The organism is Enterobacter sp. GD03975 (assembly GCF_029838645.1).
Taxonomy (GTDB): domain Bacteria; phylum Pseudomonadota; class Gammaproteobacteria; order Enterobacterales; family Enterobacteriaceae; genus Enterobacter; species Enterobacter quasihormaechei.
Window position 1 is genome coordinate 61953 of the sequence record NZ_JAOBZC010000006.1, and the last position, 25769, is coordinate 87721.

Annotated in this window: 19 protein-coding genes; 9 read left to right on the forward strand and 10 right to left on the reverse strand. The window is 56.3% G+C overall.

The window, feature by feature from the left end:
* Nucleotide 1 precedes the first annotated feature (1 nt).
* On the reverse strand, nucleotides 2-4462 hold the full coding sequence (gltB, locus tag N5C09_RS12375; protein ID WP_063867554.1) for a glutamate synthase large subunit: 4461 nt from the start codon (nucleotides 4460-4462) through the stop codon (nucleotides 2-4).
* A 687-nt stretch (nucleotides 4463-5149) separates the two neighbouring features.
* On the opposite strand from gltB, the gene N5C09_RS12380 reads away from it, so the two are divergent.
* Complete coding sequence (locus N5C09_RS12380) at nucleotides 5150-6091, forward strand: TIGR01212 family radical SAM protein (RefSeq protein WP_131637556.1); 942 nt, start codon at nucleotides 5150-5152, stop codon at nucleotides 6089-6091.
* On the opposite strand, the gene N5C09_RS12385 is transcribed toward N5C09_RS12380, so the two are convergent.
* Complete coding sequence (locus tag N5C09_RS12385) at nucleotides 6071-7573, reverse strand: DUF853 domain-containing protein (protein ID WP_279749136.1); 1503 nt, start codon at nucleotides 7571-7573, stop codon at nucleotides 6071-6073. The two genes, N5C09_RS12380 and N5C09_RS12385, sit on opposite strands and share 21 nt — an antisense overlap.
* Nucleotides 7574-7710: 137 nt before the next feature.
* Between N5C09_RS12385 and N5C09_RS12390 the strand changes: the two genes are divergently transcribed.
* On the forward strand, nucleotides 7711-9348 hold the full coding sequence (locus N5C09_RS12390; protein WP_279749137.1) for a dihydroxyacetone kinase subunit DhaK: 1638 nt from the start codon (nucleotides 7711-7713) through the stop codon (nucleotides 9346-9348).
* Between the two features lie 46 nt (nucleotides 9349-9394).
* Here N5C09_RS12390 and N5C09_RS12395 read toward each other — a convergent pair whose 3' ends face one another.
* Nucleotides 9395-10414: an NAD(P)-dependent alcohol dehydrogenase gene (locus N5C09_RS12395; RefSeq protein WP_279749138.1), complete on the reverse strand. Its 1020-nt coding sequence runs from the start codon at nucleotides 10412-10414 to the stop codon at nucleotides 9395-9397.
* Nucleotides 10415-10497: 83 nt separating this feature from the next.
* On the reverse strand, nucleotides 10498-10998 hold the full coding sequence (locus N5C09_RS12400; RefSeq protein ID WP_112791861.1) for a GNAT family N-acetyltransferase: 501 nt from the start codon (nucleotides 10996-10998) through the stop codon (nucleotides 10498-10500).
* A gap of 207 nt (nucleotides 10999-11205) precedes the next feature.
* Here N5C09_RS12400 and N5C09_RS12405 point away from each other — a divergent pair, with 207 nt between their 5' ends.
* Nucleotides 11206-12057, forward strand: coding sequence for a DUF3289 family protein (locus N5C09_RS12405; RefSeq protein WP_279749139.1), 852 nt, complete (start codon nucleotides 11206-11208; stop codon nucleotides 12055-12057).
* Entirely contained in the window at nucleotides 12054-12572 is a 519-nt protein-coding gene (locus N5C09_RS12410; protein ID WP_112791859.1) for a DUF943 family protein, read from the forward strand. Before N5C09_RS12405 ends, N5C09_RS12410 begins: the two co-directional genes overlap by 4 nt.
* Nucleotides 12573-12611: 39 nt before the next feature.
* Here N5C09_RS12410 and N5C09_RS12415 read toward each other — a convergent pair whose 3' ends face one another.
* From N5C09_RS12415 to pepA, 3 genes are all read right to left on the reverse strand, one after another.
* Nucleotides 12612-15467 carry a valine--tRNA ligase gene (locus N5C09_RS12415; protein WP_063867560.1) on the reverse strand — a complete coding sequence of 952 codons (2856 nt, stop codon included), beginning with the start codon at nucleotides 15465-15467 and terminating at the stop codon, nucleotides 12612-12614.
* Complete coding sequence (gene holC / locus N5C09_RS12420) at nucleotides 15467-15910, reverse strand: DNA polymerase III subunit chi (RefSeq protein ID WP_003861884.1); 444 nt, start codon at nucleotides 15908-15910, stop codon at nucleotides 15467-15469. The genes N5C09_RS12415 and holC overlap by 1 nt, the downstream gene beginning before the upstream one ends.
* 117 nt (nucleotides 15911-16027) lie before the next feature.
* On the reverse strand, nucleotides 16028-17539 hold the full coding sequence (gene pepA / locus N5C09_RS12425) for a leucyl aminopeptidase (RefSeq protein WP_279749140.1): 1512 nt from the start codon (nucleotides 17537-17539) through the stop codon (nucleotides 16028-16030).
* 265 nt (nucleotides 17540-17804) lie between these two features.
* On the opposite strand from pepA, the gene lptF reads away from it, so the two are divergent.
* From lptF to mtgA, 5 genes are all read left to right on the forward strand, one after another.
* Nucleotides 17805-18905 carry an LPS export ABC transporter permease LptF gene (lptF, locus tag N5C09_RS12430; RefSeq protein WP_063451023.1) on the forward strand — a complete coding sequence of 367 codons (1101 nt, stop codon included), beginning with the start codon at nucleotides 17805-17807 and terminating at the stop codon, nucleotides 18903-18905.
* Nucleotides 18905-19987, forward strand: coding sequence for an LPS export ABC transporter permease LptG (gene lptG, locus N5C09_RS12435; protein WP_063451024.1), 1083 nt, complete (start codon nucleotides 18905-18907; stop codon nucleotides 19985-19987). The genes lptF and lptG overlap by 1 nt, the downstream gene beginning before the upstream one ends.
* Before the next feature lie 137 nt (nucleotides 19988-20124).
* A complete protein-coding gene (arcB, locus tag N5C09_RS12440; RefSeq protein ID WP_063451025.1) occupies nucleotides 20125-22458 on the forward strand; it encodes an aerobic respiration two-component sensor histidine kinase ArcB in 2334 nt (777 codons plus the stop codon).
* A gap of 232 nt (nucleotides 22459-22690) precedes the next feature.
* Entirely contained in the window at nucleotides 22691-23344 is a 654-nt protein-coding gene (gene elbB / locus N5C09_RS12445; RefSeq protein ID WP_063867562.1) for an isoprenoid biosynthesis glyoxalase ElbB, read from the forward strand.
* Nucleotides 23341-24066: a monofunctional biosynthetic peptidoglycan transglycosylase gene (mtgA, locus tag N5C09_RS12450; RefSeq protein ID WP_279749141.1), complete on the forward strand. Its 726-nt coding sequence runs from the start codon at nucleotides 23341-23343 to the stop codon at nucleotides 24064-24066. Before elbB ends, mtgA begins: the two co-directional genes overlap by 4 nt.
* Nucleotides 24067-24105: 39 nt before the next feature.
* On the opposite strand, the gene npr is transcribed toward mtgA, so the two are convergent.
* Genes npr through ptsN form a run of 3 tightly spaced genes read right to left on the reverse strand, consistent with a single transcriptional unit; the run spans nucleotide 24106 to nucleotide 25766 of the window.
* Complete coding sequence (gene npr / locus N5C09_RS12455) at nucleotides 24106-24378, reverse strand: PTS phosphocarrier protein NPr (RefSeq protein WP_003861872.1); 273 nt, start codon at nucleotides 24376-24378, stop codon at nucleotides 24106-24108.
* The gene (gene rapZ / locus N5C09_RS12460; RefSeq protein ID WP_063451028.1) at nucleotides 24375-25229 is read right to left on the reverse strand and encodes an RNase adapter RapZ; all 855 of its coding nucleotides are present in this window, start codon (nucleotides 25227-25229) and stop codon (nucleotides 24375-24377) included. The genes npr and rapZ overlap by 4 nt, the downstream gene beginning before the upstream one ends.
* Nucleotides 25230-25274: 45 nt before the next feature.
* On the reverse strand, nucleotides 25275-25766 hold the full coding sequence (gene ptsN, locus N5C09_RS12465; RefSeq protein WP_003861869.1) for a PTS IIA-like nitrogen regulatory protein PtsN: 492 nt from the start codon (nucleotides 25764-25766) through the stop codon (nucleotides 25275-25277).
* Nucleotides 25767-25769: the final 3 nt, after the last annotated feature.

Here is a 25769-nt window from a genome sequence, read left to right on the forward strand (position 1 = left end):
CTTACTGCGCCTGCACGCGCAGCTCTGCTGCGCTACGACTACGGTGACCCAACAGGGCTTTAACATCGCTGGACTTCGGCTTAACCAGCGCGAATTTCGCAGAGAACGCTGGCCAGTTCGCCAGGATCTCTTCGCCGCGCGAAGAACCGGTATGCTGCACGTGTTCGGTTATCAAACCGCGCAGGTGTTCTTCGTGAATGGCCAGCGAATCAACGTCCAGCACTTCCACCAGTTCCGGGTTCACGCGTTTGCGGAACTCACCGTCTTCATCCAGCACGTAGGCAAAACCGCCCGTCATGCCGGCGCCAAAGTTCACGCCGGTTTTACCCAGGACGCATACAATTCCGCCCGTCATGTATTCGCAGCCGTTATCGCCGATGCCTTCCACCACGGTGATGGCACCGGAGTTACGCACCGCAAAACGCTCGCCCGCACGGCCCGCAGCAAACAGACGACCGCCGGTCGCACCGTACAGACAGGTATTGCCGATGATGCTGGCTTCATGACTGCGGAAGGCTGAACCCACCGGAGGACGCACCGCCAGCAGACCGCCCGCCATGCCTTTCCCGACGTAGTCGTTGGCATCGCCGGTCAGGTATAACTCAACGCCGCCGGCGTTCCACACGCCGAAGCTCTGGCCCGCGGTACCGCTGAAGTGCGCGGTAATCGGATCCGACGCCAGCCCCTGGTCACCGTGCGTTTGCGCGATGTAACCGGAGAGGGATGCGCCCACGGAACGGTCGGTGTTGCGGATGTCAAACCAGAACGTTTTGCTCTGCTTCTCGTCTACATACGGCTTCGCCTGTTGCAGCAGCTGCGCGTTCAGCACGCCGTTGTCGAACGGCGGGTTGTTCTCGGTGCAGTAAACCGCTTTGCCAGGATGCGGCTCAGCCGTTTCCAGCAGCTTAGACAGCTCCAGCTTCTGCTGCTTGGCGGTGAAGCCTTCCAGCTCTTTCAGCAGGTCGGTACGGCCAATCAGATCCACCAGACGCTTCACGCCCAGCTGCGCCATCAGCTCGCGGGTTTCACGGGCGATGAAGTCAAAGTAGTTGGTCACCTTGAACGGCAGGCCGTGATAGTGATTCTTACGCAGCTTCTCGTCCTGGGTCGCAACGCCGGTTGCGCAGTTGTTCAGGTGGCAAATACGCAGGTATTTACAGCCGAGCGCAACCATCGGGCCAGTACCGAAGCCGAAGCTTTCCGCACCCAGAATCGCCGCTTTGATGATGTCGAGGCCGGTTTTCAGACCGCCGTCCACCTGCAAACGGATCTTGTGGCGCAGGCCGTTAGCCACCAGCGCCTGCTGGGTTTCCACCAGGCCAAGCTCCCACGGACAGCCCGCGTATTTCACGGAGGAGAGCGGGCTTGCGCCAGTGCCGCCGTCGTAGCCGGCAATGGTGATCAGATCCGCATAGGCTTTCGCCACGCCGGTGGCGATGGTGCCGACGCCCGGCTCGGAGACCAGCTTCACGGAGATCATCGCTTTCGGGTTGACCTGCTTCAGGTCGAAAATGAGCTGCGCTAAGTCCTCGATAGAGTAGATATCGTGGTGCGGCGGCGGGGAAATCAGCGTCACGCCCGGCACCGAGTAGCGCAGTTTGGCGATGTACGGCGTGACTTTATCACCCGGCAGCTGACCGCCTTCGCCCGGTTTTGCACCCTGAGCGACCTTAATCTGGATCACGTCGGCGTTAACCAGGTACGCAGGGGTTACGCCAAAGCGGCCGGACGCCACCTGCTTGATGCGCGACACTTTGTTGGTGCCGTAACGGGCCGGATCTTCACCGCCCTCGCCGGAGTTGGAGTTGCCGCCGATGCTGTTCATGGCTTCCGCCAGCGCTTCGTGCGCTTCCGGGCTCAGCGCGCCGATGGACATCGCCGCGGTATCGAAGCGTTTAAACAGTTCGGACGCCGGTTCTACGTCGTCGATGCTGACAGCCTCGTCACCCGGATTCAGGGCAATGAGATCGCGCAGCGTCGCTGCCGGACGGTTGTTCACCAGCTCGGCATACTGCTGATAATCGCTGTACTCGCCGCTCTGTACCGCCTGTTGCAACGTGCGCACCACGTCCGGGTTATACGCGTGGTACTCGCCTCCGTGGACATATTTCAGCAGGCCGCCCTGTTCCAGCGGCTTACGTGCCAGCCAGGCGCGCTTCGACAGGTTCACCAGATCCTGCTGGAAGTCAGCAAAACCGGCGCCGCCGATACGGCTGATGACGCCCTGGAAGCAGAGGTTCGCGACGTCGTCGTGCAGGCCGACCGCTTCAAACAGCTTCGAGCAGCGGTAAGAGGCGATGGTCGAGATGCCCATTTTGGACATGATCTTGTACAGGCCTTTGTTGATGCCGTTACGGTAGTTCAGCATCACCGCACGGTAGTCTTTGTCGATGGCGCGGGTGTCTACCAGGCGGGCCAGCGTTTCGTAGGCCAGGTACGGGTAGATCGCCGTCGCACCAAAGCCTAAGAGCACGGCAAAGTGGTGTGGATCGCGGGCGCTCGCGGTTTCAACAATGATGTTGGCATCGCAGCGCAGGCTCTTGTCGACCAGACGCGTCTGGATAGCCCCCACCGCCATTGGCGCAGGCACCGGCAGACGGTTTTTCGCGATGTTGCGGTCAGACAGCACCAGCAGAACGGTGCCGTTACGCACCATTTGCTCGGCTTTGTCGCACAGCGCATTCACCGTCTCTTCGAGGCTCGTTTCGGTCACGTCGAAGGTGATATCGAGCGTGTCGGCGCGGTAGTGCTCCTCGGTCATGGTGGTGAGCTGTTTAAAATCGGAATACAGCAGGATCGGTGATTTAAAGGTCAGACGGTGCGCCTGGCCTTCGGCTTCACAGAAGACGTTCATCTCGCGACCGATGCTGGTGGCCAGCGACATCACGTGCGCTTCGCGCAGCGGATCGATTGGCGGGTTGGTTACCTGCGCAAACTGCTGACGGAAATAGTCGTAAATAATGCGCGGCTGGCTGGAGAGCACGGCGAACGGGGTATCGTCACCCATCGAGCCGACCGCTTCCTGGCCGTTTTCGCCGAGTACGCGAATAACCGAGTCCAGCTCTTCCGCGCTGTAATTAAACTGTTTCTGGAAGCTCGCGAGGGTATCGTCGTCCATCTCGCGGCTGCCCACTTCGTCGTCAGACAGATCTTCGAACGGCACCAGGCGACGCACGTTTTTCGCCATCCACTCTTTATACGGATGGCGGCTTTTCAGATCGTTATCGGTTTCCGCAGAGTGCAGAATACGGCCGCCGCGGGTATCGATAACCATCAGCTCGCCCGGACCGACGCGGCCTTTCTCGACCACTTCGTCAGGCTGGTAATCCCAGATGCCGACTTCAGAGGCGCAGGTGATGAGCTTGTCTTTGGTAATGACGTAGCGTGCCGGACGCAGACCGTTACGGTCCAGGTTACACGCAGCGAAGCGACCGTCGGACATCACGATGCCCGCCGGGCCGTCCCACGGCTCCATGTGCATGGAGTTGAAATCGAAGAACGCGCGCAGCTCCGGATCCATATCCGGGTTGTTCTGCCAGGCCGGTGGCACGAGCAGACGCATGGCGCGCACGATATCCATTCCGCCCGCCAGCAGCAGCTCCAGCATGTTATCCATGGAGCTGGAATCCGAGCCGGTTTCGTTCACGAACGGCGCGGCATCGTGCAGGTCAGGGATCAGCGGGGTCTGGAACTTATAGGTACGGGCGCGCGCCCACTGGCGGTTACCGGTGATGGTGTTGATCTCGCCGTTGTGCGCCAGGTAGCGGAACGGCTGTGCCAGCGGCCAGCGCGGCACGGTGTTGGTGGAGAAGCGCTGGTGGAACAGGCAAATGGCCGATTCCAGACGCAGGTCCGCCAGGTCCAGGTAGAAGCGCGGCAGGTCAGCCGGCATACACAGACCTTTATAGATGTTCACCAGGTTCGAGAGGCTACAGACGTAGAACTCTTTATCGTCCTGGAGACGTTTTTCGATGCGGCGGCGGGCGATAAACAGACGGCGTTCCATATCACGTGGACGCCAGCCCGCAGGCGCGTTAACGAAAATCTGTTCAATACGAGGCAGCGAGGAGAGGGCAATTTCACCGAGCACCCCTTCGTTGGTTGGCACATCGCGCCAGCCGACAATCGACAGGGTTTCGCGCTGAAGTTCTTCTTCAACGATGCGGCGTGAGGCGGCCGCTTTTTCAGGATCCTGATTCAGGAACAGCATGCCGACAGCGTAGTTTTTGGCTAAACGCCAGCCGCGCTCTTCCGCCACGATGCGGAAGAAACGATCCGGTTTTTGCAGCAGCAGGCCGCAACCGTCGCCGGTTTTACCATCGGCAAGGATGGCGCCACGGTGCTGCATACGGGCCAGTGCGTGAATAGCGGTACGCACTACCTTGTGGCTAGGTTCGCCTTCTATGTGGGCGATCAGGCCGAAACCACAGTTATCCTTCTCAAGGGATTTATCGTACAACATATCAGTGAACCTCCCCAGGCTCGTCGGGCTTCCCACTGAACTTTACCGTGGCGCACAGGCGCAGAAAGAGCATGGCGACGGGGTTTGCGTTTCATACGCGAACCTCGCATTCGCCCTCTTTTTCATCCTTTCGCGCAGGTAAACAAGTTTGAGGACTTGCTTCAGAGGGAATCTCAATTACTGCATAAATATGATGAGCAGGCCGCTCATCCAGAAAGCTTCCAGCGGATTTCCAACTTATCGGGAATTAGTACACAGGTCAAATGGCAATCTTATTTATACAAAAATGTGCTAAAGCGTAATTATCCTTTTGTTTTTATTGGTTATTTAACTAATTTTACAACCACTTAAAGCGTCAGGAAGGTGCAGGGGAGTGTGATCTGACTCACTATATGAAAGCGGTATTATTGATGCAGCATGCTGAAATGCGGATTTATGGCAGAATAATAATCTGGTGCAGTGTTCGAACCCGCATAAAATCACTGTTTTTCAGTCCTGGCGCTATAAATGAAAAAAACCATCAGAACATAAGGAAAAGTAATTACGCAGCGGATGAATGAAATCCCGGTAATCGTGATTATTTATTCAAATAGATAAAGGCCGTCCAGGGCGATTGATCCAGGTCATCGCCGACAGAGGCTAAAAATGGCAGGCTTGTCCCCTTTCTTCGGGACGGTCTATCAGATTATGCAGTTACAGAAATTAGTCAATATGTTTGGTGGGGATCTTTTGCAGCGTTACGGGCAAAAGGTGCATAAGCTGACGCTTCACGGCGGCTTTAGCTGTCCGAACCGCGACGGCACCATCGGGCGTGGTGGCTGCACGTTCTGCAACGTGGCGTCGTTTGCTGACGAAGCCCAGCAGCATAAATCTATCGCAGAACAGCTCGCGCATCAGGCCAGCCTCGTGAACCGTGCCAGGCAATATCTGGCCTATTTTCAGGCCTACACCAGCACGTGGGCGGAGGTGCAGGTATTACGCTCTATGTATCAGCAGGCGGTCGCTCAGGCGAATATTGTCGGGCTGTGCGTAGGTACGCGCCCGGACTGCGTACCGGAGGCGGTGCTGGATTTACTTAGCGAGTACAGAGAGAAGGGCTACGAGATCTGGCTGGAGCTGGGCTTGCAGACCGCGCACGATAAAACCCTGCACCGTATCAATCGCGGGCATGATTTCGCCTGCTACCAGCGCACCACGCGTCTCGCCCGCGAGCGTGGCCTGAAAGTCTGTTCGCATCTGATTGTCGGCTTGCCCGGAGAAGGGCAGCAGCATGGCCTGGAGACGCTGGAAAAAGTGGTTGAGACCGGCGTGGACGGGATCAAGCTGCATCCGCTGCACATCGTAAAGGGCAGCATAATGGCGAAAGCCTGGGAAGCGGGGCGGTTAAGCGGTATCGAACTCGACGACTATACGGTGACGGCGGGGGAGATGATACGCCACACGCCGCCGGACATTGTTTATCACCGTATCTCGGCAAGCGCCCGCCGCCCAACGCTTCTGGCACCACTGTGGTGCGAGAACCGCTGGACGGGGATGGTAGAAATTGACCGTTATCTGCGTGAACACGGTGTGCAGGGGTCGGCGCTGGGCCGTCCGTGGGTTCCCCCGCTACCGGCGACGGCCGCCTAGCAGACTTCCCAGCATGCCGCGCACTATCTGATTGGTAATCTGACGCGTCGCGCTTTTTGCCATGGTCTGCACTACGCCATCGCGCTTGCCGCCGCGTGGCCCGGTGCTGCCGAACAGAATATCTTTCAGCCCGCCGAGAATACCGTCATCCACGGCGACAGATTGTCCTTTGGCGGCAGGCGCTTCCTGCGATTCGGCAGTCGCCTGCACCCCTTTTTGCAGCATCTCGAACGCGGATTCGCGATCCACCTCGTCTTCATACTTCCCGTAGAGGGGAGAAAGGTTAATCAGGCTGTTGCGTTCATCGTCCGTCACCGGCCCCATGCGCGAGCAGGGCGCAATCACCATCGCGCGCTCGACAACTGTCGGGCTGCCTTTTGCGTCCAGGAACGAAATCAGCGCTTCGCCGGTGCCTAACGCCTGAATGGCCGCTTCGGTATCAAAGGCCGGATTGGCACGCATGGTTTGCGCGGCGGCTTTGACGGCTTTCTGATCTTTCGGCGTAAAGGCGCGCAGGGCGTGCTGTACGCGGTTACCCAGCTGTCCCAGCACGTTGTCAGGAATATCCGACGGGTTTTGCGACACAAACCAGACCCCAACGCCTTTGGAGCGGATCAGGCGGATAACCTGTTCAATTTTATCCAGCAGCACCTGCGGCGCGTCGTTGAACAGCAGGTGCGCTTCGTCGAAGAAGAACACCAGCTTAGGTTTTTCCAGATCGCCTGCTTCTGGCAGCTGTTCGTACAGCTCGGAGAGCATCCACAGCAGGCTGGCGGCGTAGAGCTTCGGCATCTGGTAGAGCTTTTCTGAACTCAGGATGTTGATAATGCCTTTGCCGTTGCTGTCGGTGCGCATCCAGTCCTTGATATCCAGCATCGGCTCGCCGAAGAAGTGCTCGGCACCCTGCTGCTCCAGCGTCAGTAGCCCGCGCTGAATGGCACCAACAGAGGCGCTGCTGATATTGCCGTACTGGTTCTGGAAGGATTTAGCGTTATCGCCGATGTACTGGGTGATGGCGCGCAGATCTTTGAAATCAAGCAGCAGCAGCCCCTGATCGTCGGCGATACGGAAGATGATGTTCAGCACCCCGGACTGTACGTCGTTCAGATTAAGCAGACGGGCCAGCAGCAGAGGACCGAGATCGGAGACGGTGGCGCGCACCGGGTGCCCTTTTTCGCCGAAGATATCCCATAGCACGACAGGATTGCCGTGCGGCGTCCAGTCCGTGATGCCGATATTTTTCAGGCGCTCGAGCAGTTTTTCTGATGCCGTACCTTCCTGAGCCACCCCGGTTAAATCGCCCTTCACGTCAGCCATAAAAACCGGCACGCCAATGTCTGACAATGACTCCGCCAGCTTTTGCAGGGTGACGGTTTTCCCCGTCCCGGTCGCGCCTGTGATCAGGCCATGACGGTTCGTCATCGCGGGCAGTAAAAACAGCTCTTTTTCCAGCGTCCTGGCGATTAACAATGGTGTACTCATGATGCACGTCCTCTCGTAGTCCTGGGTGGAGTATAGGCAACCTGACGGCAAAATGTCTGCGTAAATTCCTCACTTTGCGGCGCATTATCCAGTGCGAACTATGCTTTTGCATACGGTAAACAAATTTTTGGGAAACTATGTCCAGATTCTTTTTTAACGACCGCAAACAGCTTGTCAACGACGCCATTGAAGGCATACTCCTCTCCGCGCCACACGGTAATCTCGTCAAACTTGATATCGATCCGGCCATCCGGGTGGTGGCGCGCGGCGACTGGGATAAAAGCCGCGTGGCGGTGATCTCCGGTGGCGGCTCCGGCCACGAACCGGCGCATGCCGGGTTTGTCGGTAAAGGCATGCTCACCGCCGCGGTGTGTGGCGATCTGTTTGCCTCCCCAAGCGTGGATGCGGTTCTCAACGCCATTGTGGCGGTGACGGGCGATCGTGGCTGCCTGCTGATCGTAAAAAACTATACCGGTGACCGGCTTAACTTTGGCCTGGCCGCGGAGAAAGCCAAACGCTACGGCCTGAAGGTGGAAATGGTTATCGTGGCGGATGACATCGCCCTGCCGGATAACAAGCAGCCGCGCGGCATTGCGGGAACGGCGCTGGTACACAAGATTGCGGGATATGCGGCAGAGCAGGGGAAATCGCTCACCGAGGTGCGGGATATTGCGCAACAGGCCTGCGATAACCTCTGGAGCCTGGGCGTTGCGATGCAAACCTGCAACCTGCCGGGGAGCGATGACGAAGAAGGGCGTATCAAACAGGGCCACGTGGAGCTGGGGCTGGGTATTCACGGCGAGCCGGGGGCCTCGGTGGTGGATACGCAAAATAGCAGGGCGATTATCGATACGCTGGTGACGCCGCTGAAAGCCCAGGCGGGTGAAGGACGCTTTGCGGTGCTGATCAACAACCTCGGCGGCGTGTCCGCGCTGGAGATGGCTCTGCTCACCAAAGAGCTGGCACATTCAGCGCTGAAAGCGGAGATCGCTTACCTGATTGGCCCCGCGCCGCTGGTGAGCGCGCTGGATATGAAAGGCTTTTCGCTGACGCTGTTAAAGCTCAACGATTACGTTGAGAAGGCGATTCACGCCGAGGTTGAGACGCTGGGCTGGCAGAAGCCCGTCGCGTTTGCGCTCCTGCGTACCGTCCCACATAGCGCCCTTCATGACCGCGTGGAATATACTCCGTCGGAAAATCCGCAGGTGGGCGGGTTCGTCTCCTCGGTGACGAATACATTGATCCAGCTTGAAAATCGCCTGAACGCGCTGGATGCCAAAGTGGGCGACGGCGATACCGGCTCAACCTTTGCGCAAGGTGCACGGGATATTGCGCAGCGTCTGGAGGAGAACAACCTGCCCCTTAACGACGTACCGACATTACTCCTGCTGGTGGGCGAGCGGCTGGCAACGGTGATGGGCGGTTCGAGCGGCGTATTGATGTCGATCTTCTTTACGGCGGCCGGGCAAAAGCTGCATGACGGTCAATCCCTGCCGGATGCGCTGTTGAGCGGGCTGGCGCAGATGAAGCAGTACGGCGGGGCCGATCTCGGGGATCGCACGCTGATCGACGCCCTGCAACCGGCACTGGAAGCCTTACAGAAAGGCACTATTCAGGCGGCGGCGCAGGCTGCGCAGCATGGCGCCGAAGCCACGGCGAAAATGGCGAAAGCGGGAGCGGGACGCTCGTCGTATGTTAATAAGGAAAACCTGGATGGGGTGATGGATCCCGGGGCGGTCGCGGTGGCGGAAGTGTTTAATATATTGGCGCAGTAGCAAAAGTAGGCCGGGTCAGGCGAAGCCGCCACCCGGCAAACTCACATCAGAAATCCGCTTTCAACACCACGCGGTAACGGGCTTTACCGTCGCGTACGTGCTGGATCGCTTCGTTGATTTTCGACATCGGATACAGCTCGGTGGTCGGCGCCACTTTGGTGCGTCCGGCAAACTTCATCAGCTTGCGCAACTCGTATGGCGTACCGGTCGCGGAGCCTGACACGCTGCGATCCCCGCCGATCAGGGTAAAGGCGGGAACCGGCAGCGGCTTCATCACCGCACCCACGGTGTGGAAGTTACCGCCATAGGCCAGCGCTTCAAAGTACGGCTGCCAGTTGAGATCGACGTTGACGGTGTTAATGATCAGGTCAAACTGCCCAGCCAGCGCGTTCAGCGCTTCAGGATCGCGGCTGTTCACCACTTTGTCTGCACCCATCGCCAGCACTTCCTGCTCTTTTGCCGGGTTGGAGCTGAACGCCGTCACTTCGCAGCCCATCGCGTGCAGCAGTTTGATGGCAATATGCCCCAGACCGCCAATACCGATTACGCCCACGCGGCTGGTGGCGGTGACGTGGTGCATCAGCAGCGGTTTAAAGACGGTGATACCGCCGCACAGCAGCGGACCTGCGGATTCAATATCAATGCAGTCCGGCAGCGGGATAACCCATTGCCAGTCGGCGCGAAGCTTATCGGCAAAGCCGCCTTTGTTGAGGATGGTAGGAACAGCGCCTTCCGTGCAGTTAACCTGATTACCGCTGATACAGGCGTCGCAGTGGCCGCAGCTGCGTGCCGTCCAGCCGATGCCCACGCGCTGGCCCACTTTCAGCCCTTTGTCCTGCGCGGCGCTGCCGAGCGCCGCAACGCGACCAATCACTTCGTGACCGGCAACCAGCGGATAGCTGGAAAAGCCCCATTCGTTGTCGATCATCGAGAGATCCGAGTGGCAGATCCCGCAGTAATCAACCTGTACCTCGACGTCTTCCGCTTTTAGTTCGCCCGCATCGTACTCGTACAGCTCAAGTTCTGCACCCGCCTGCGGTGCGGCGTAGCTTTTTATCTTCGACATCGCGTTTCCCCTGTTTTGGTGTGAACTGAGAGTGTAGAGCATTCAGTTTACAGTCGCTTAACAGAAGACGGCAGGAACGAAACTTACAGACTTTTCAGCATTCTGACTTCGCAGTCCACGTGGCCCGTGCAGCCCAGTGGCGCGTCGATATGCTCAAAGCCCAGATGTTCATACAGGCCAATGGCCTCTTTAAGGAACGCGGTGGTTTCGAGGTAGCAACGTTTAAAGCCCTGTGAGCGCGCATGTTCCAGGGCGATCAGCGCCAGCTTTTTCGCCAGGCCTTGGCCGCGTATCGCGGGCAGAAAATACATTTTCTGTAGTTCACAGATATCCGGCTCGCTGCAAAGCAGGGGGGCAATGCCGCCGCCGCCCACGACCTGACCGTCCTGCTCGACGACCCAGTACGCATGACCCGGCTGGCTGTACAGCTGAAAAAGTTCGTCCAGATTCGGGTCGGCCACGGTGTAGCCTTTGTCGGCGGTCAGACCGTATTCGGCAGAGACCGTGCGGATAACGGCGGCGATAGCCGGGTTGTCGCTGGTGGATATCCGGCGGAGTGTAGGGAGGGACTGCGTGGAACTCATTTTGTTACTCAATCGAAAAACAATTTATCATAGTGATATTTGATACCACCCTCTTTTCTCTCATGCAAGACCGATATTTACCATGCGAAAATTTTTCATCTTTAACCCGTTTTTTCGTTGCATTGCTCAAGTTTTATTTTTTGAATTTCTCTTAAATTGCCTTCTGGTTTAAAGGGGGGGTTATATTATTTATAAGATTGATGAATTATGAATATAGATGCGCTTTTATCAATGTCGCTACCGTGTGAGATTTTTTCAACGTTCCATCGTTTCGAAAATTATTATACTGATGATATGCAGTGTGGCGACTTGAACGATTGGGACTTTCAGCAACTGGGTCTGGAGGACATTTCTGCTCGTGTCGACCCATTCAGGTGTTTGAAATTTGATATGATGGCTAGTTTTAACACCCATGCTTTCGGATTCGGACTTCAGCAAAAGCAGGGAAGGCCGATTAGCCGGCAGCACTGCGCAGATATTATGTTCGATGAGATGAAAGAGCTATCTACGCAATTTGCTAGCGGGTTGTATGCTCCTCTTATTGGTGAGCTAATCGACCATTTTCATTACGGCAACGGGCAACCATGGACTGGTGTCCGTTTGAATCACGCGTATGAAGAGATCATCAAGGGTGTTGGAACAAATGATGTGCTGAGGAAAATTTGGGAGGCGATAGATAATCATTTATATTTGAAGCGGCAAGCAAGTCTGGATTATCGTTTTTTTACGGATTTGAAAGGAAAAATAAATCATTTGAGGTTACCAAAATTCAATCGTTTTATTGATAGGTTTAATGGTTTGGGGATAAGCATACATGATGTTTATGCGCAACAAATCAAATTGGTACGTTTCCAGCGCTATGCCATGTCATGGGAGGGATTGCTTTCTTTTAAAGGGCAGGATCATTTTGGCCTCGGCAGAGAAGATATTGCTAACGAACTTTATAAAAATTTGCGCTTTTTCCGCATCTGGTTTTTCCTGCAACGACATCGTGATTATGCATTCAAGCCATTTATGACTAACTTTAGTGCGCATATTCCTGTTAAGGGTGGAGTATGAATTCGAAATCTAAAGTCGTTATCGGGAGTCTGGTGTTACTGATATTCAGCTACCTGCTGTGGACACAACGACCTGTCACTGTTATCCGGGCAGGGAGTCAGGTTGAATACGACCCTACGTTTGTGTTAGAGCAGTTCGCGAGCAAAGATAGAAGGTTCGAGTCATACGATATTGTAGTGAATCACTTTCCATTAACCGAGTGGGGGCGAATTCACTGGTACCTGGAACATAAAGAAGAGCTGAAGAAAATATACAATATTCCTTCGAGCGATTCTTATACTATTACTTTTTGGGATATTGGCAGCGGATTTGCTGATATTCAAACATCCAGCGATGGCGATCTGTATTGTTTTCCCCCGAAAAATGATACGGAGAAGCACTGTATCGAAAAAAATATTCTTCTTGATGTTGAATTCGACACGGCAACCTACGAAAGGTTTTCTTTCAGCGGGAGTGAGTATTACTGGATAACCATGCCTGACGGGAAGCTGGTACGAATAAAAAATGCCTTATAAAAGAAAACGCCGAAGAGGGCCTCCGGCGTTTTCATAATATTACAGAGCGGCGATAACGGCCTGCTGCTCGATCAGTTTGGTCTTCGCATCGGCGAAGGCAACCAGACGCTCACGCTCTTTGGCGATGACCGCTTCCGGCGCGCGGGCCACAAAGCCCTCGTTCGCCAGTTTGCCTTCGATTTTTGCAATTTCCACGTCGACTTTCGCCACTTCTTTCGCCAGACGAGCCAGCTCAGCGTCTTTGTCGATCAGGCCCGCCATCGGGATCAGCAGCTCCGCACCGTCGATGATTTTTGTCACGGAAACCGGACCTTTGTCATCGGCAGGCAGCACGGTGATGCTTTCCAGACGCGCCATGGTTTTCAGGAAGGTGTTGTTCTCGGTGACGCGACGAACGGCAGCGTCGCTGCAACCGCGCAGCAGCAGCTCCAGTGGTTTACCCGGCGCGATGTTCATTTCTGCACGGATGTTACGTACCGCAACGATCGCCTGCTTCAGCCACTCGGTATCCGCAGACGCGGCTTCATCCACTTTCGCGGCGTCGAAGGCCGGGAACGGCTGGAGCATGATGGTATCGGCGTTGATACCGGCAATGACCTTCACGCGCTGCCAGATGGTTTCGGTGATGAACGGAATAATCGGGTGCGCCAGGCGCAGCAGGCCTTCCAGAACGGTAATCAGCGTATTACGCGTGCCGCGCAGCTCCGCTTCAGAACCGCCGTTCATGACCGGCTTCGCCAGCTCCAGATACCAGTCGCAGAACTGGTTCCAGGTGAATTCGTACAGAATGCCCGCTGCGATATCGAAGCGGTAGCTGTCCAGCGCGTCGCGGAACGCTTTCACCGTCTGGTTAAATTCCGCCAGGATCCAGCGGTCTGCCAGAGACAGGGTCATTTCGCCGCCGTTAAAGCCGCAATCCTGATCTTCGGTGTTCATCAGCACGAAGCGGCTGGCGTTCCACAGCTTGTTACAGAAGTTACGGTAACCTTCCAGACGCTTCATGTCCCAGTTGATGTCGCGGCCGGTAGAGGCCAGCGCCGCCAGGGTGAAGCGCAGGGCGTCGGTACCGTGAGATTCGATCCCGTTCGGGAACTGCTTCTCGGTACGCTTGCGGATTTTCTCAGCCAGCTGCGGCTGCATCATATTACCGGTACGTTTTTCCAGCAGCTCTTCCAGAGAGATCCCGTCAACCATGTCCAGCGGGTCGATAACGTTACCCTTGGATTTGGACATCTTCTGGCCTTCATCGTCGCGGATCAGGCCGGTCATGTAGACGGTATGGAACGGAACCTGCGGCTTGCCGTCTTCGTCTTTGATGAAGTGCATGGTCATCATGATCATGCGGGCAATCCAGAAGAAGATGATGTCGAAGCCGGAGACCATCACGCTGGTTGGGTGGAACTGACGCAGCGCGTCGGTGTTTTCCGGCCAGCCGAGGGTGGAGAAGGTCCACAGCGCGGAGGAGAACCAGGTATCCAGCACGTCTTCGTCCTGACGCAGCGCCACGTCAGCGCCCAGGTTATTTTCCTGACGCACTTCCTCTTCGGTGCGGCCAACGTAGACGTTGCCTTCGTTGTCGTACCATGCCGGGATGCGGTGGCCCCACCACAGCTGACGGGAGATACACCAGTCCTGAATGTCGCGCATCCAGGAGAAGTACATGTTTTCATACTGCTTCGGCACGAACTGAATGCTGCCGTTCTCAACCGCTTCCACAGCCGGTTTCGCCAGCACGTCGGCACGGACGTACCACTGGTCGGTCAGCATTGGCTCAATAACCACGCCGCCACGGTCGCCGTACGGCACGGTCAGATCGTGAGGCTTAATCTCTTCCAGCAGGCCGAGCGCATCAACGGCGGCTACGATGGCTTTACGTGCGGCAAAGCGTTCCAGCTTCTGGAACTCAGCCGGGATCTCGCTGGAGTAAACGTCGGATTCGTTGCCTTTGGTGTCGTACACTTCTGCGCTTTCGCGGATATCGCCGTCGAAGGTCAGAATGTTGATCATCGGCAGGGCGTGACGACGGCCCACTTCATAGTCGTTGAAGTCGTGCGCCGGGGTGATTTTCACGCAGCCGGTGCCTTTTTCCATGTCGGCGTGTTCGTCGCCCACAATCGGAATGCGGCGGTTCACCAGCGGCAGCACCACGAATTTGCCGATCAGATCTTTATAGCGCGGATCTTCCGGGTTCACGGCCACGCCGGTATCGCCCAGCAGGGTTTCCGGACGAGTCGTGGCGACCACCAGGTAATCTTTACCGTCTGCGGTTTTTGCGCCGTCGGCCAGCGGATAGCGGATGTGCCACATGGAGCCTTTAGACTCGCGGTTTTCCACTTCGAGGTCAGAAATCGCGGTGCGCAGTTTCGGGTCCCAGTTCACCAGGCGCTTGCCGCGGTAAATCAGGTCTTCTTTGTACAGACGGACGAAAACTTCTTTCACGGCGTTGGACAGGCCTTCGTCCATGGTAAAGCGCTCGCGCTCCCAGTCCACGGAGTTGCCGAGACGGCGCATCTGACGGGTAATGGTGCCGCCGGATTCCGCCTTCCACTGCCAGATTTTGTCGATGAACGCGTCGCGACCGTAGTCGTGGCGGGTTTTACCTTCTTCAGCGGCAATTTTACGCTCAACCACCATCTGGGTCGCGATACCCGCGTGGTCAGTCCCCGCCTGCCACAGGGTGTTTTTGCCCTGCATGCGCTGGTAGCGGATCATGGTGTCCATGATGGTCTGCTGGAAAGCATGCCCCATATGCAAACTGCCGGTGACGTTCGGCGGCGGGATCATGATGCAGAAGGACTCTTTGCTTTCGTCGCCGTTAGGCTTGAAATAGCCCTGCTGTTCCCAGTGCTCGTAAAGCGGCTGTTCGATATCGCGTGGGTTATATGTCTTTTCCATTATTTCCAGGTTGCCGTATTCAGGTTAAAACCGGCCAGGCGGTACGCTTTGTAGCGTTCGCGCGCCAGTTGTTTCAAAGATTCTTCGTAAGGGACAAAGTCTACCACTTCTGTGAAAGCGGTGGCAAAATCTGCAAAGTCTGTCCGCAGGCTAATGAGAATGTCGCGCGCGCTGCTGTTGCGTTTTTGCGGCCAGGCTATTTCGACCGGTGCCCCGCCGCGTGGACCTTCACCCGACAGGTTATGCGGAACAAAACTTTCCGGCGGGCGCGCCCACAGCGCTTCATCCAGGCGAATCGCCTGCTGCTCATCTTCACAGGCAATCAGTACGCGTTTACCTGCGCGCCAACGTTCTGCGGCAATTTCACACACCAGCTGTTCAACGGCGCTGAGGCCATCCTGATGAGTGTCGTTGTCCAGAAGGTAGAACGTTGCATTCTTCATATATGGGGCTTCTTGTCGTGGATTTAAATGCAAAGCCGGGTGGCGCTTCGCTTACCCGGCCTACGGTTGAGTGCCGTGTAGGCCGGGTAAGGCGAAGCCGCCACCCGGCACATTACATCACTCGTCGCCGTTAAAACCCGCACGATTAAACAGGAACTGCGACAGCAGGGCAACCGGACGTCCGGTCGCGCCTTTGGCTTTACCGGAACGCCATGCGGTTCCCGCGATGTCCAGGTGCGCCCAGTTATATTTACGGGTGAAGCGCGCCAGGAAGCAGCCTGCGGTAATTGCGCCGCCAGGACGACCACCAATGTTAGCCATGTCCGCGAAGTTTGACTCCAGCTGTTCCTGGAACTCGTCCCCCAGCGGCAGACGCCATGCGCGGTCGCCAGCCTGCTCGGACGCGCCAATCAGCTCATGCGCCAGCGGATTGTGGTTCGACATCAGGCCGGTGATGTGGTGGCCCAGGGCAATCACGCAGGCACCGGTCAGGGTGGCCACGTCGATGACCGCTTCTGGTTCGAAACGCTCAACGTAGGTCAGCACGTCACACAGCACCAGACGGCCTTCCGCGTCGGTGTTCAGCACTTCCACGGTTTGGCCGGACATGGTGGTCAGCACGTCGCCCGGACGATAGGCGCGACCGCCAGGCATGTTTTCGCAGCCTGCCAGCACGCCGATCACGTTGATGGGCAGCTGAAGCTCCGCAACCATGCGCATCACACCGTAAACCGCCGCCGCGCCGCACATGTCGTACTTCATCTCGTCCATGCCTTCTGAAGGCTTGATGGAGATACCGCCGGAGTCAAAGGTCAGCCCTTTACCGACGAGCACGATCGGACGCGCGTCTTCAGACGGATTGCCTTTGTATTCGATGACGGACATCAGGGATTCGTTCTGAGAGCCGTTACCGACCGCCAGATAAGAGTGCATCCCCAGCTCTTTCATTTGCTGTTCGCCGATGACGCGGGTGATAACGTTCTTGCTGTAGGAGTCAGCCAGCTGGCGCGCCTGAGAGGCCAGATACGCGGCGTTACAGATGTTTGGCGGCATATTGCCAAGATCTTTAGCGGCTTTAATGCCCGCAGCAATAGCCAGGCCGTGCTGAATAGCGCGCTCGCCGCTGGTCAGCTCGCGACGGGTTGGCACGTTAAAGACCATTTTACGCAGCGGGCGACGCGGCTCGCTTTTGGTGGTCTTCAGCTGATCGAAGCTGTAGAGGCTCTCTTTTGCGGTTTCGACGGCCTGGCGTACTTTCCAGTATGTGTTGCGGCCCTTAACGTGCAGCTCGGTCAGGAAGCAGACCGCTTCCATTGAACCAGTATCATTCAGTGTATTAATGGTTTTCTGAATAACCTGTTTGTACTGGCGCTCATCAAGCTCACGTTCTTTACCGCAGCCAATCAGCAGAATACGCTCGGACAGGACGTTCGGAACATGGTGCAGCAACAGGGTCTGCCCTGGTTTGCCTTCCAGTTCGCCACGGCGCAGCAGGGCGCTGATATAGCCGTCGCTGATTTTATCGAGTTGCTCGGCGATCGGGGAGAGTCGGCGTGGTTCAAAGACGCCCACAACGATGCAGGCACTCCGCTGTTTCTCCGGGCTACCGCTTTTTACACTGAACTCCATGCACTACGCTCCTGAATCTTAAAGACAACGGCGGCGGCTACGGATAGAATTGAAACCTTTCGTAACTCATGTCCGCCGTTGTGGTGACTTCGTGTTAATCTTACGTTACTACGGTTTCGACACGTCAATAAATGTCATGAAGCGCGAATCCGCCGGGTTTTTTAATCTTAGCGATGATTTCGACGACTCAAGAGAATAAATGACGTTTAAGCCATGAAACAAGCTAAATTCCTGCATAAGACGAGTTTTAACGGGCGTATTTAAAGTGATAATCATAAGATATCTGGTTCGGGAGACGCTGAAGAGCCAACTGGCGATCCTCTTTATCCTCCTTCTGATCTTTTTCTGTCAGAAGCTGGTCAGGATCCTCGGCGCGGCGGTTGATGGCGAAATCCCAACGAATCTGGTGCTTTCCCTGCTCGGGCTTGGCGTGCCGGAAATGGCGCAGCTTATCCTGCCGTTAAGCCTTTTCCTCGGTTTGCTGATGACGCTGGGTAGGCTCTATACCGAAAGTGAAATCACCGTGATGCATGCCTGCGGCCTCAGTAAGGCCGTACTGGTAAAAGCAGCCATGGTGCTGGCGCTGTTCACGGGCATTGTTGCCGCGGTCAACGTCATGTGGGCGGGGCCGACATCCTCTCGACATCAGGATGAGGTGCTGGCGGAAGCAAAAGCTAACCCGGGGCTGGCGGCGCTGGCGCAGGGGCAGTTCCAGCAGGCGACCGACGGTAATTCCGTTCTGTTTATCGAAAGCGTTGATGGCAACCGCTTCAACGACGTGTTTCTTGCTCAGTTGCGCCCGAAAGGTAACGCTCGCCCTTCGGTGGTGGTGGCGGATTCAGGCCAGCTGGCGCAGCGTAAAGATGGCTCTCAGGTCGTCACGCTGAACAAAGGAACGCGTTTCGAAGGCACGGCAATGCTGCGCGACTTCCGCATTACGGACTTCCAGAACTACCAGGCCATAATTGGTCACCAGGCCGTCGCGCTCGATCCTACGGATACCGAGCAGATGGACATGCGCACCTTAATCAATACCGATACCGATCGTGCGCGTGCTGAGCTGCACTGGCGTATCACGTTGGTATTCACCGTATTTATGATGGCGCTGATGGTGGTGCCGCTGAGCGTGGTGAACCCACGTCAGGGCCGCGTGCTGTCGATGCTGCCGGCGATGCTGCTGTATCTGGTGTTCTTCCTGCTGCAAACCTCGATCAAGTCTAACGGCGGGAAAGGCAAAATTGACCCGATGATCTGGACCTGGGTCGTGAATGGTTTGTATCTGCTGCTGGCAGTCGGACTCAACTTGTGGGACACGGTGCCTGTGCGTCGTCTACGTGCCCGGTTTACGCGTAAAGGAGCCATCTAATGCAGGCGTTTGGCGTACTTGACCGCTATATCGGTAAAACAATTTTTACCACCATCATGATGACCCTGTTCATGCTGGTGTCGCTCTCGGGCATTATCAAATTTGTCGACCAGCTGAAAAAAGCCGGGCAGGGGAGTTACGACGCGTTAGGCGCCGGAATGTATACCCTGCTCAGCGTGCCAAAAGATGTGCAGATCTTCTTCCCGATGGCGGCCCTGCTGGGTGCGCTGCTGGGCCTGGGGATGCTGGCTCAGCGTAGCGAACTGGTGGTGATGCAGGCATCGGGCTTTACCCGTATGCAGGTTGCGCTGTCGGTGATGAAAACCGCGATCCCGTTGGTGCTGCTGACCATGGCGATCGGCGAATGGGTTGCGCCGCAGGGCGAACAGATGGCGCGTAACTACCGTGCTCAGGCGATGTACGGCGGTTCACTGCTCTCCACGCAGCAGGGGTTATGGGCGAAAGACGGTCAGAACTTCGTCTATATCGAACGGGTGAAGGGGGATGACGAGCTGGGCGGCGTGAGCATTTATGCCTTTAACGACCAGCGTCGCTTGCAGTCCGTGCGTTATGCCGCCTCTGCCAAATTTGATGCCAACAACAAGCTGTGGCGGTTATCGCAGGTTGATGAATCGGACCTGACGAACCCGAAACAGATCACCGGCTCGCAGACCGTCAGCGGTACCTGGAAAACCGACCTGACGCCAGACAAGCTCGGCGTCGTGGCGCTTGACCCCGATGCGCTCTCCATCAGCGGTCTGCATAACTACGTGAAGTATCTGAAGTCCAGCGGACAGGATGCGGGGCGTTACCAGCTCAACATGTGGAGCAAAATCTTCCAGCCGCTGTCGGTGGCGGTGATGATGCTGATGGCGCTGTCGTTCATCTTTGGCCCACTGCGTAGCGTGCCGATGGGGGTTCGCGTGGTGACCGGTATCAGCTTTGGTTTTGTGTTCTACGTCCTCGATCAGATTTTTGGTCCGCTGACGCTGGTGTACGGCATTCCGCCAATTATCGGCGCGCTGTTGCCGAGCGCCAGTTTCTTCCTGATCAGCCTCTGGATGCTGCTAAAACGTTCCTGATAAACCTTCATCCTCGCTCCCGGTTGCTCGGGGGCGAGGCTAATCTCCTGTTTCACCCCGCACTTTTTCTCACAACCTGCAACGCCTCGCCGTGAATTTGAGTATTATTGAGCGATAAAGTCGTGAAGGGATCCTCTATGAAGCAAATTCGAATGCTGGCCCAGTACTACGTCGATCTGATGATGAAGCTCGGGCTGGTGCGTTTTTCCATGCTGCTGGCGCTGGCGCTGGTCGTTCTGGCCATCGTCGTGCAAATGGCCGTCACCATGGTTCTGCATGGCCAGGTCGAGAGCATCGACGTCATCCGCTCTATTTTCTTTGGCTTGCTGATTACCCCATGGGCGGTCTATTTCCTCTCCGTGGTGGTCGAGCAACTGGAGGAGTCCCGACAGCGTTTATCAAAGCTGGTGGATAAGCTGGAAGAGATGCGCGAACGCGATCTCAAGCTCAACGTCCAGCTCAAGGACAATATTGCCCAGCTGAATCAGGAAATTTCAGACCGTGAGAAGGCGGAAGCCGAGCGCCAGACCACGCTGGAGCAGCTCAAAATTGAGATGAAAGAGCGTGAAGTCACGCAGATCCAGCTTGAACAGCAATCCTCTTTCCTGCGCTCGTTCCTCGATGCGTCGCCGGATCTGGTGTTCTACCGTAACGAAGATAAAGAGTTTTCCGGCTGTAACCGGGCCATGGAGCTGTTGACCGGGAAAAGCGAAAAGCAGCTGATCCACCTGAAGCCGCAGGACGTCTATTCCGAAGAGGCGGCGGCAAAAGTGATGGAGACGGATGAAAAGGTCTTCCGCCATAACGTCTCGCTGACCTACGAGCAGTGGCTGGACTACCCCGACGGGCGCAAAGCCTGCTTTGAGATCCGCAAAGTGCCTTATTACGATCGGGTGGGTAAACGCCATGGTCTGATGGGCTTTGGCCGCGATATCACCGAGCGTAAGCGCTATCAGGATGCGCTGGAGCGCGCCAGCCGTGACAAGACCACCTTCATCTCCACCATCAGCCATGAGCTTCGTACGCCGCTTAACGGCATTGTGGGGCTGAGCCGCATTCTGCTGGATACCGACCTGACCAGCGAGCAGGAAAAATACCTCAAAACGATCCACGTTTCGGCGGTCACGCTGGGCAATATCTTCAACGATATTATCGATATGGATAAGATGGAGCGCCGTAAGGTTCAGCTCGACAACCAGCCGGTTGATTTTACCGGCTTCCTTGCGGACCTGGAGAACCTTTCAGGTTTGCAGGCCCAGCAAAAAGGGTTGAGCTTTGTGATGGAGCCAACGCTGCCGCTGCCGCATAAAGTGGTGACGGACGGCACGCGGCTGCGTCAGATCCTGTGGAACCTCATCAGCAACGCCGTGAAGTTTACCCAGAAGGGGCAGGTTGCGGTGCGCATTCGTTATGACGAAGGGGACATGCTGCACTTTGAAGTTGAGGACTCGGGTATCGGCATTCCTCAGGAGGAGCAGGACAAGATCTTCGCCATGTATTATCAGGTTAAAGACAGCCACGGCGGTAAACCGGCAACGGGTACGGGCATTGGCCTGGCGGTGTCGAAACGCCTGGCGAAAAGTATGGGCGGGGATATTACCGTTGCCAGCCAGCCGGGTAAAGGCTCAACCTTTACCCTTACCGTGCACGCGCCTGCCGTCGCTGAAGAGGTGGAAGATACGTTCGAGAACGACGATATGCCGCTGCCGGCCCTGCACGTTCTGCTGGTGGAAGATATTGAGCTGAACGTCATTGTCGCCCGGTCGGTACTGGAAAAACTCGGCAACAGCGTGGATGTGGCAATGACCGGCAAAGCCGCGCTGGAGATGTTCACGCCGGGCGAGTACGACCTGGTGCTGCTTGATATTCAGCTCCCGGACATGACCGGGCTGGATATCTCCCGCGAGCTGACGCGCAAGTACGCCCCTGACGAGCTGCCGCCGCTGGTGGCGCTGACCGCAAACGTGCTGAAAGATAAAAAAGAGTACCTCGAGGCCGGTATGGACGATGTGCTCAGCAAGCCGCTGGCGGTACCCGCCCTGACGGCGATGATCAAGAAGTTCTGGGATACCTGTGATGAAGAGGAGAGCACCATGACGTCTGTTGATAGCGCCAAAGCCCAAACGATACTCGATACCGCCATGCTGGAGCAGTATATCGATCTGGTGGGACCAAAACTGATCACGGACGGTCTGGCCGTGTTCGAAAAAATGATGCCGGGCTATCTGAACGTGCTCGAATCTAACCTGACGGCGCGTGACCAGAAGGGCATCGTCGAAGAGGGACATAAAATCAAGGGCGCGGCTGGCTCCGTCGGGTTACGCCATCTCCAGCAGCTGGGCCAACAGATTCAGTCGCCTGATTTACCTGCGTGGGAAGATAACGTGGGTGACTGGGTTGAAGAGATGAAACAGGAGTGGCAGAACGATGTGGCGGTGCTGAAAGCCTGGGTGGAATCCAGAAAAAAATGACCCCGGCTATACCGGGGTGCGCGAATACTGCGCCAACACCAGGGAAATCGTGGCTGCGCCTGATTTTTATGGGTTGTTTTCGCATGGACGCCGCCTGAAAATTGAGGCCGCACGCAGATAAGATAGCAAATCTTAAACAGTTTGTTACATGAATCAGTGAAATGTGTGAAGCATAGCGTTTTAATCAGAATTTTTAATGTGCTTCGGCGAGTTGCTTAGAAGGATCGTCAGAATGAAGAAAGTGGGTGTCGTGCTGAGCGGATGTGGGGTTTACGATGGTTCAGAGATACATGAAGCCGTGTTAACGCTGCTGGCATTATCGCGCCAGGGAGCAGACATTATCTGCTTCGCGCCGGATAAAACTCAAGCAGACGTAATGAATCATCTTACCGGCGAGCCAATGGCGGAAAGCCGTAACATACTGATTGAAGCGGCGCGTATTGTGCGTGGCGATATTCATCCGCTGGCACAGGCCGATGCCGCTGAACTTGATGCGCTCATCGTGCCGGGCGGCTTTGGCGCGGCGAAAAACCTGAGCACGTTTGCCACTGAGGGGGCGGCGTGTCAGGTCGATCCCGACTTAAAAGCGCTATCGCTGGCGATGCATGCGGCGGGTAAGCCGCAGGGCTTTATCTGCATTGCGCCAGCCATGCTGCCGAAAATTTTTGATTTCCCGCTGCGGCTCACGATCGGAACCGACATTGATACCGCTGAAATTATCGAGGATATGGGCGGCGAGCACGTGCCATGCCCGGTCGACGACATTGTGGTGGATGAGGACAACAAAATCATCACCACGCCGGCGTATATGCTGGCGCAGAACATCGCTGAGGCTGCCGCCGGCATTGAAAAGCTGGTGGACAGAGTGCTGGTTCTTACCGAATGAGTCGTAAATTATCCCCAAACGGGTGGTTAAAACGGATCCTGCTGCGTATTGTGCTTGTGCTGGCCGTTTTCTGGGGCGGAGGCATTGCGCTGTTCAGCATCCTGCCCGTCCCGTTCTCCGCCGTGATGGCAGAGCGGCAGATTAGCGCCTGGCTCTCAGGTGATTTCGGCTACGTTGCCCACTCAGACTGGGTCGGCATGGATGACATTTCCCCGTGGATGGGGCTGGCGGTCATTGCGGCAGAAGATCAGAAATTCCCCGAACACTGGGGTTTTGACGTGGCGGCTATCGAGAAGGCGCTGGATCATAATGAGCGTCATGAAAACCGCGTGCGCGGCGCGTCGACGCTGTCTCAGCAGACGGTAAAAAATCTGTTCTTATGGGACGGTCGCAGCTGGGTGAGGAAAGGTCTGGAGGCCGGGCTGACGCTGGGCGTCGAGACGGTGTGGAGCAAAAAACGCATTCTGACCGTCTATCTGAATATCGCGGAGTTTGGTGACGGGGTGTTTGGCGTCGAAGCGGCATCGCAACGTTATTTCGGCAAGCCCGCCAGCAGGCTGAGTATGTCCGAAGCGGCGCTGCTTGCCGCCGTGCTGCCGAACCCTCTGCGTTTCAAGGCCAGCGCGCCGTCAGGCTACGTGCGAAGCCGCCAGGCGTGGATCATGCGCCAGATGCGTCAGCTGGGTGGGGAAGGGTTTATGGAGCGAAATCATCTTATGTAGGGCGGGTAAGCGTTGCGCCACCCGCCGACGTAGCGAACGTTAGTCTTCGTCAAACCCGGCATTAAACAGGGCAATCACCGCGGCCAGCGCTTCTTCTTCCTGCGGGCCGGTCGCTTCGACTTCAATCTGGCGTCCTTTGGCAGAATCCAGCATCAGCAGCGCAATCACGCTGTTGGCTTCTGCCTCGGTTCCCTCGTCGTTGCGCAGCAGCACCTCAGCATCAAAACCCTGCATCAGTTCAAACAGCTTCATCGCCGGGCGCGCATGCATGCCCAGCTTGTTGGTGATTTCGACGGTCTGTTTTACGGTCATGTTTTACGTTTTTCCAGCGTGCGATGACGGGACTGAACGTTCTTCCCGCGTGAGCGGAAGTAATCGGCCAGCTGTTCGGCAATATAGACCGAACGATGTTTACCGCCGGTACAGCCAATCGCCACCGTCAGGTAGCTGCGATTGTTTGTTTCCAGCATAGGTAACCATAGCTCAAGGTAGCTTCGCGTCTGGTAGATAAAATTATGTACTTCTGTGTGTCGGTCAAGGAACGCCGCCACGGGCTTATCCAGACCGGTCATCGGACGCAGTTTCGGATCCCAGTGTGGGTTCGGCAGGAAACGCACATCAAAAACGTAATCCGCATCGATAGGAATGCCGTGCTTAAAGCCGAAGGATTCAAACACCATCGTCAGTTCGCGCTCGCGCTTGCCGAGCAAGCGAGTTCGCAGCATTTCTGCCAGCTCGTGGACGGACATTTCAGAGGTGTCGACAATCAGGTCGGCGCGGGAACGCAGCGGCTCAAGCAGATCGCTTTCTTTATCAATGGCGCTTTCCAGCGACAGATTTTTACTGGAGAGCGGATGTAAACGACGGGTATCGCTGTAGCGGCGGATCAGCGTGTTGCGGTCAGCATCAAGGAACAAGAGCTGCGGTGAAAAACACTCCGGCAGATTGTTCATTGCCTGCTCGAAGATTTCCGGCGATTCCGGCATGTTGCGCACGTCAATACTGACGGCGGCAGAGATTTGCCGGTCCGCAAGCGTCCGCGCCAGATCGGGTAACAACACTACCGGCAGGTTATCTACACAGTAAAATCCCATGTCTTCCAGCGCGCGCAGGGCCACGGACTTACCGGACCCCGAACGACCGCTGACGATCATCAGCACCATGTTCCGTTTCTCCTCAGGGCAGCCGTTCTGAAGGCCTTCTCCCGATTATGCCTCATCCTGATTGCCTTCTGCTTCAGTGATAATTTGATAAAGCTCTTCATCACTTTGGGCTGAGCGCAGTCGACGACAAATGGTTTTGTCCGCCAGACGTTTGGCCACCAGCGACAGCGTGTGCAGATGGGTTTTGGTCTGATCGGCAGGAACCAGCAGCGCAAAGAGCAGATCCACAGGCTGGTTATCGATGGCGTCAAAAGCGATAGGCGTTTCCAGTTGCACAAACACCCCCACGGCACGCAGCGTATCTTCTTCCAGCTTGCCATGCGGGATCGCAATGCCGTTGCCGATGCCGGTACTGCCCATTTTTTCACGGGTCAGAATGGCTTCAAACACGATCTGCGGCGGCAGACCCAGCTGTTTTGCGGCCAGTTCACTGATAATTTCCAGCGCACGTTTTTTGCTCTGGCAGTGAACGCCACTGCGGGTACAATCCTGGTTAAGGACATTGCTCAGTTGTAGAGCGGAATCGTTGTTTATCATAAT

Coding starts and splice junctions, on each gene's coding strand:
- N5C09_RS12390 (WP_279749137.1), top strand. CDS start 7,711: ATGTCCAGATTCTTTTTTAACGACCGCAAACAGCTTGTCAACGACGCC.
- arcB (WP_063451025.1), top strand. CDS start 20,125: ATGAAGCAAATTCGAATGCTGGCCCAGTACTACGTCGATCTGATGATG.
- mtgA (WP_279749141.1), top strand. CDS start 23,341: ATGAGTCGTAAATTATCCCCAAACGGGTGGTTAAAACGGATCCTGCTG.
- gltB (WP_063867554.1), bottom strand. CDS start 4,462: ATGTTGTACGATAAATCCCTTGAGAAGGATAACTGTGGTTTCGGCCTG.
- elbB (WP_063867562.1), top strand. CDS start 22,691: ATGAAGAAAGTGGGTGTCGTGCTGAGCGGATGTGGGGTTTACGATGGT.
- holC (WP_003861884.1), bottom strand. CDS start 15,910: ATGAAGAATGCAACGTTCTACCTTCTGGACAACGACACTCATCAGGAT.
- N5C09_RS12395 (WP_279749138.1), bottom strand. CDS start 10,414: ATGTCGAAGATAAAAAGCTACGCCGCACCGCAGGCGGGTGCAGAACTT.
- N5C09_RS12380 (WP_131637556.1), top strand. CDS start 5,150: ATGCAGTTACAGAAATTAGTCAATATGTTTGGTGGGGATCTTTTGCAG.
- N5C09_RS12400 (WP_112791861.1), bottom strand. CDS start 10,998: ATGAGTTCCACGCAGTCCCTCCCTACACTCCGCCGGATATCCACCAGC.
- npr (WP_003861872.1), bottom strand. CDS start 24,378: ATGACCGTAAAACAGACCGTCGAAATCACCAACAAGCTGGGCATGCAT.
- rapZ (WP_063451028.1), bottom strand. CDS start 25,229: ATGGTGCTGATGATCGTCAGCGGTCGTTCGGGGTCCGGTAAGTCCGTG.
- N5C09_RS12405 (WP_279749139.1), top strand. CDS start 11,206: ATGAATATAGATGCGCTTTTATCAATGTCGCTACCGTGTGAGATTTTT.
- N5C09_RS12410 (WP_112791859.1), top strand. CDS start 12,054: ATGAATTCGAAATCTAAAGTCGTTATCGGGAGTCTGGTGTTACTGATA.
- ptsN (WP_003861869.1), bottom strand. CDS start 25,766: ATGATAAACAACGATTCCGCTCTACAACTGAGCAATGTCCTTAACCAG.
- N5C09_RS12415 (WP_063867560.1), bottom strand. CDS start 15,467: ATGGAAAAGACATATAACCCACGCGATATCGAACAGCCGCTTTACGAG.
- pepA (WP_279749140.1), bottom strand. CDS start 17,539: ATGGAGTTCAGTGTAAAAAGCGGTAGCCCGGAGAAACAGCGGAGTGCC.
- lptG (WP_063451024.1), top strand. CDS start 18,905: ATGCAGGCGTTTGGCGTACTTGACCGCTATATCGGTAAAACAATTTTT.
- N5C09_RS12385 (WP_279749136.1), bottom strand. CDS start 7,573: ATGAGTACACCATTGTTAATCGCCAGGACGCTGGAAAAAGAGCTGTTT.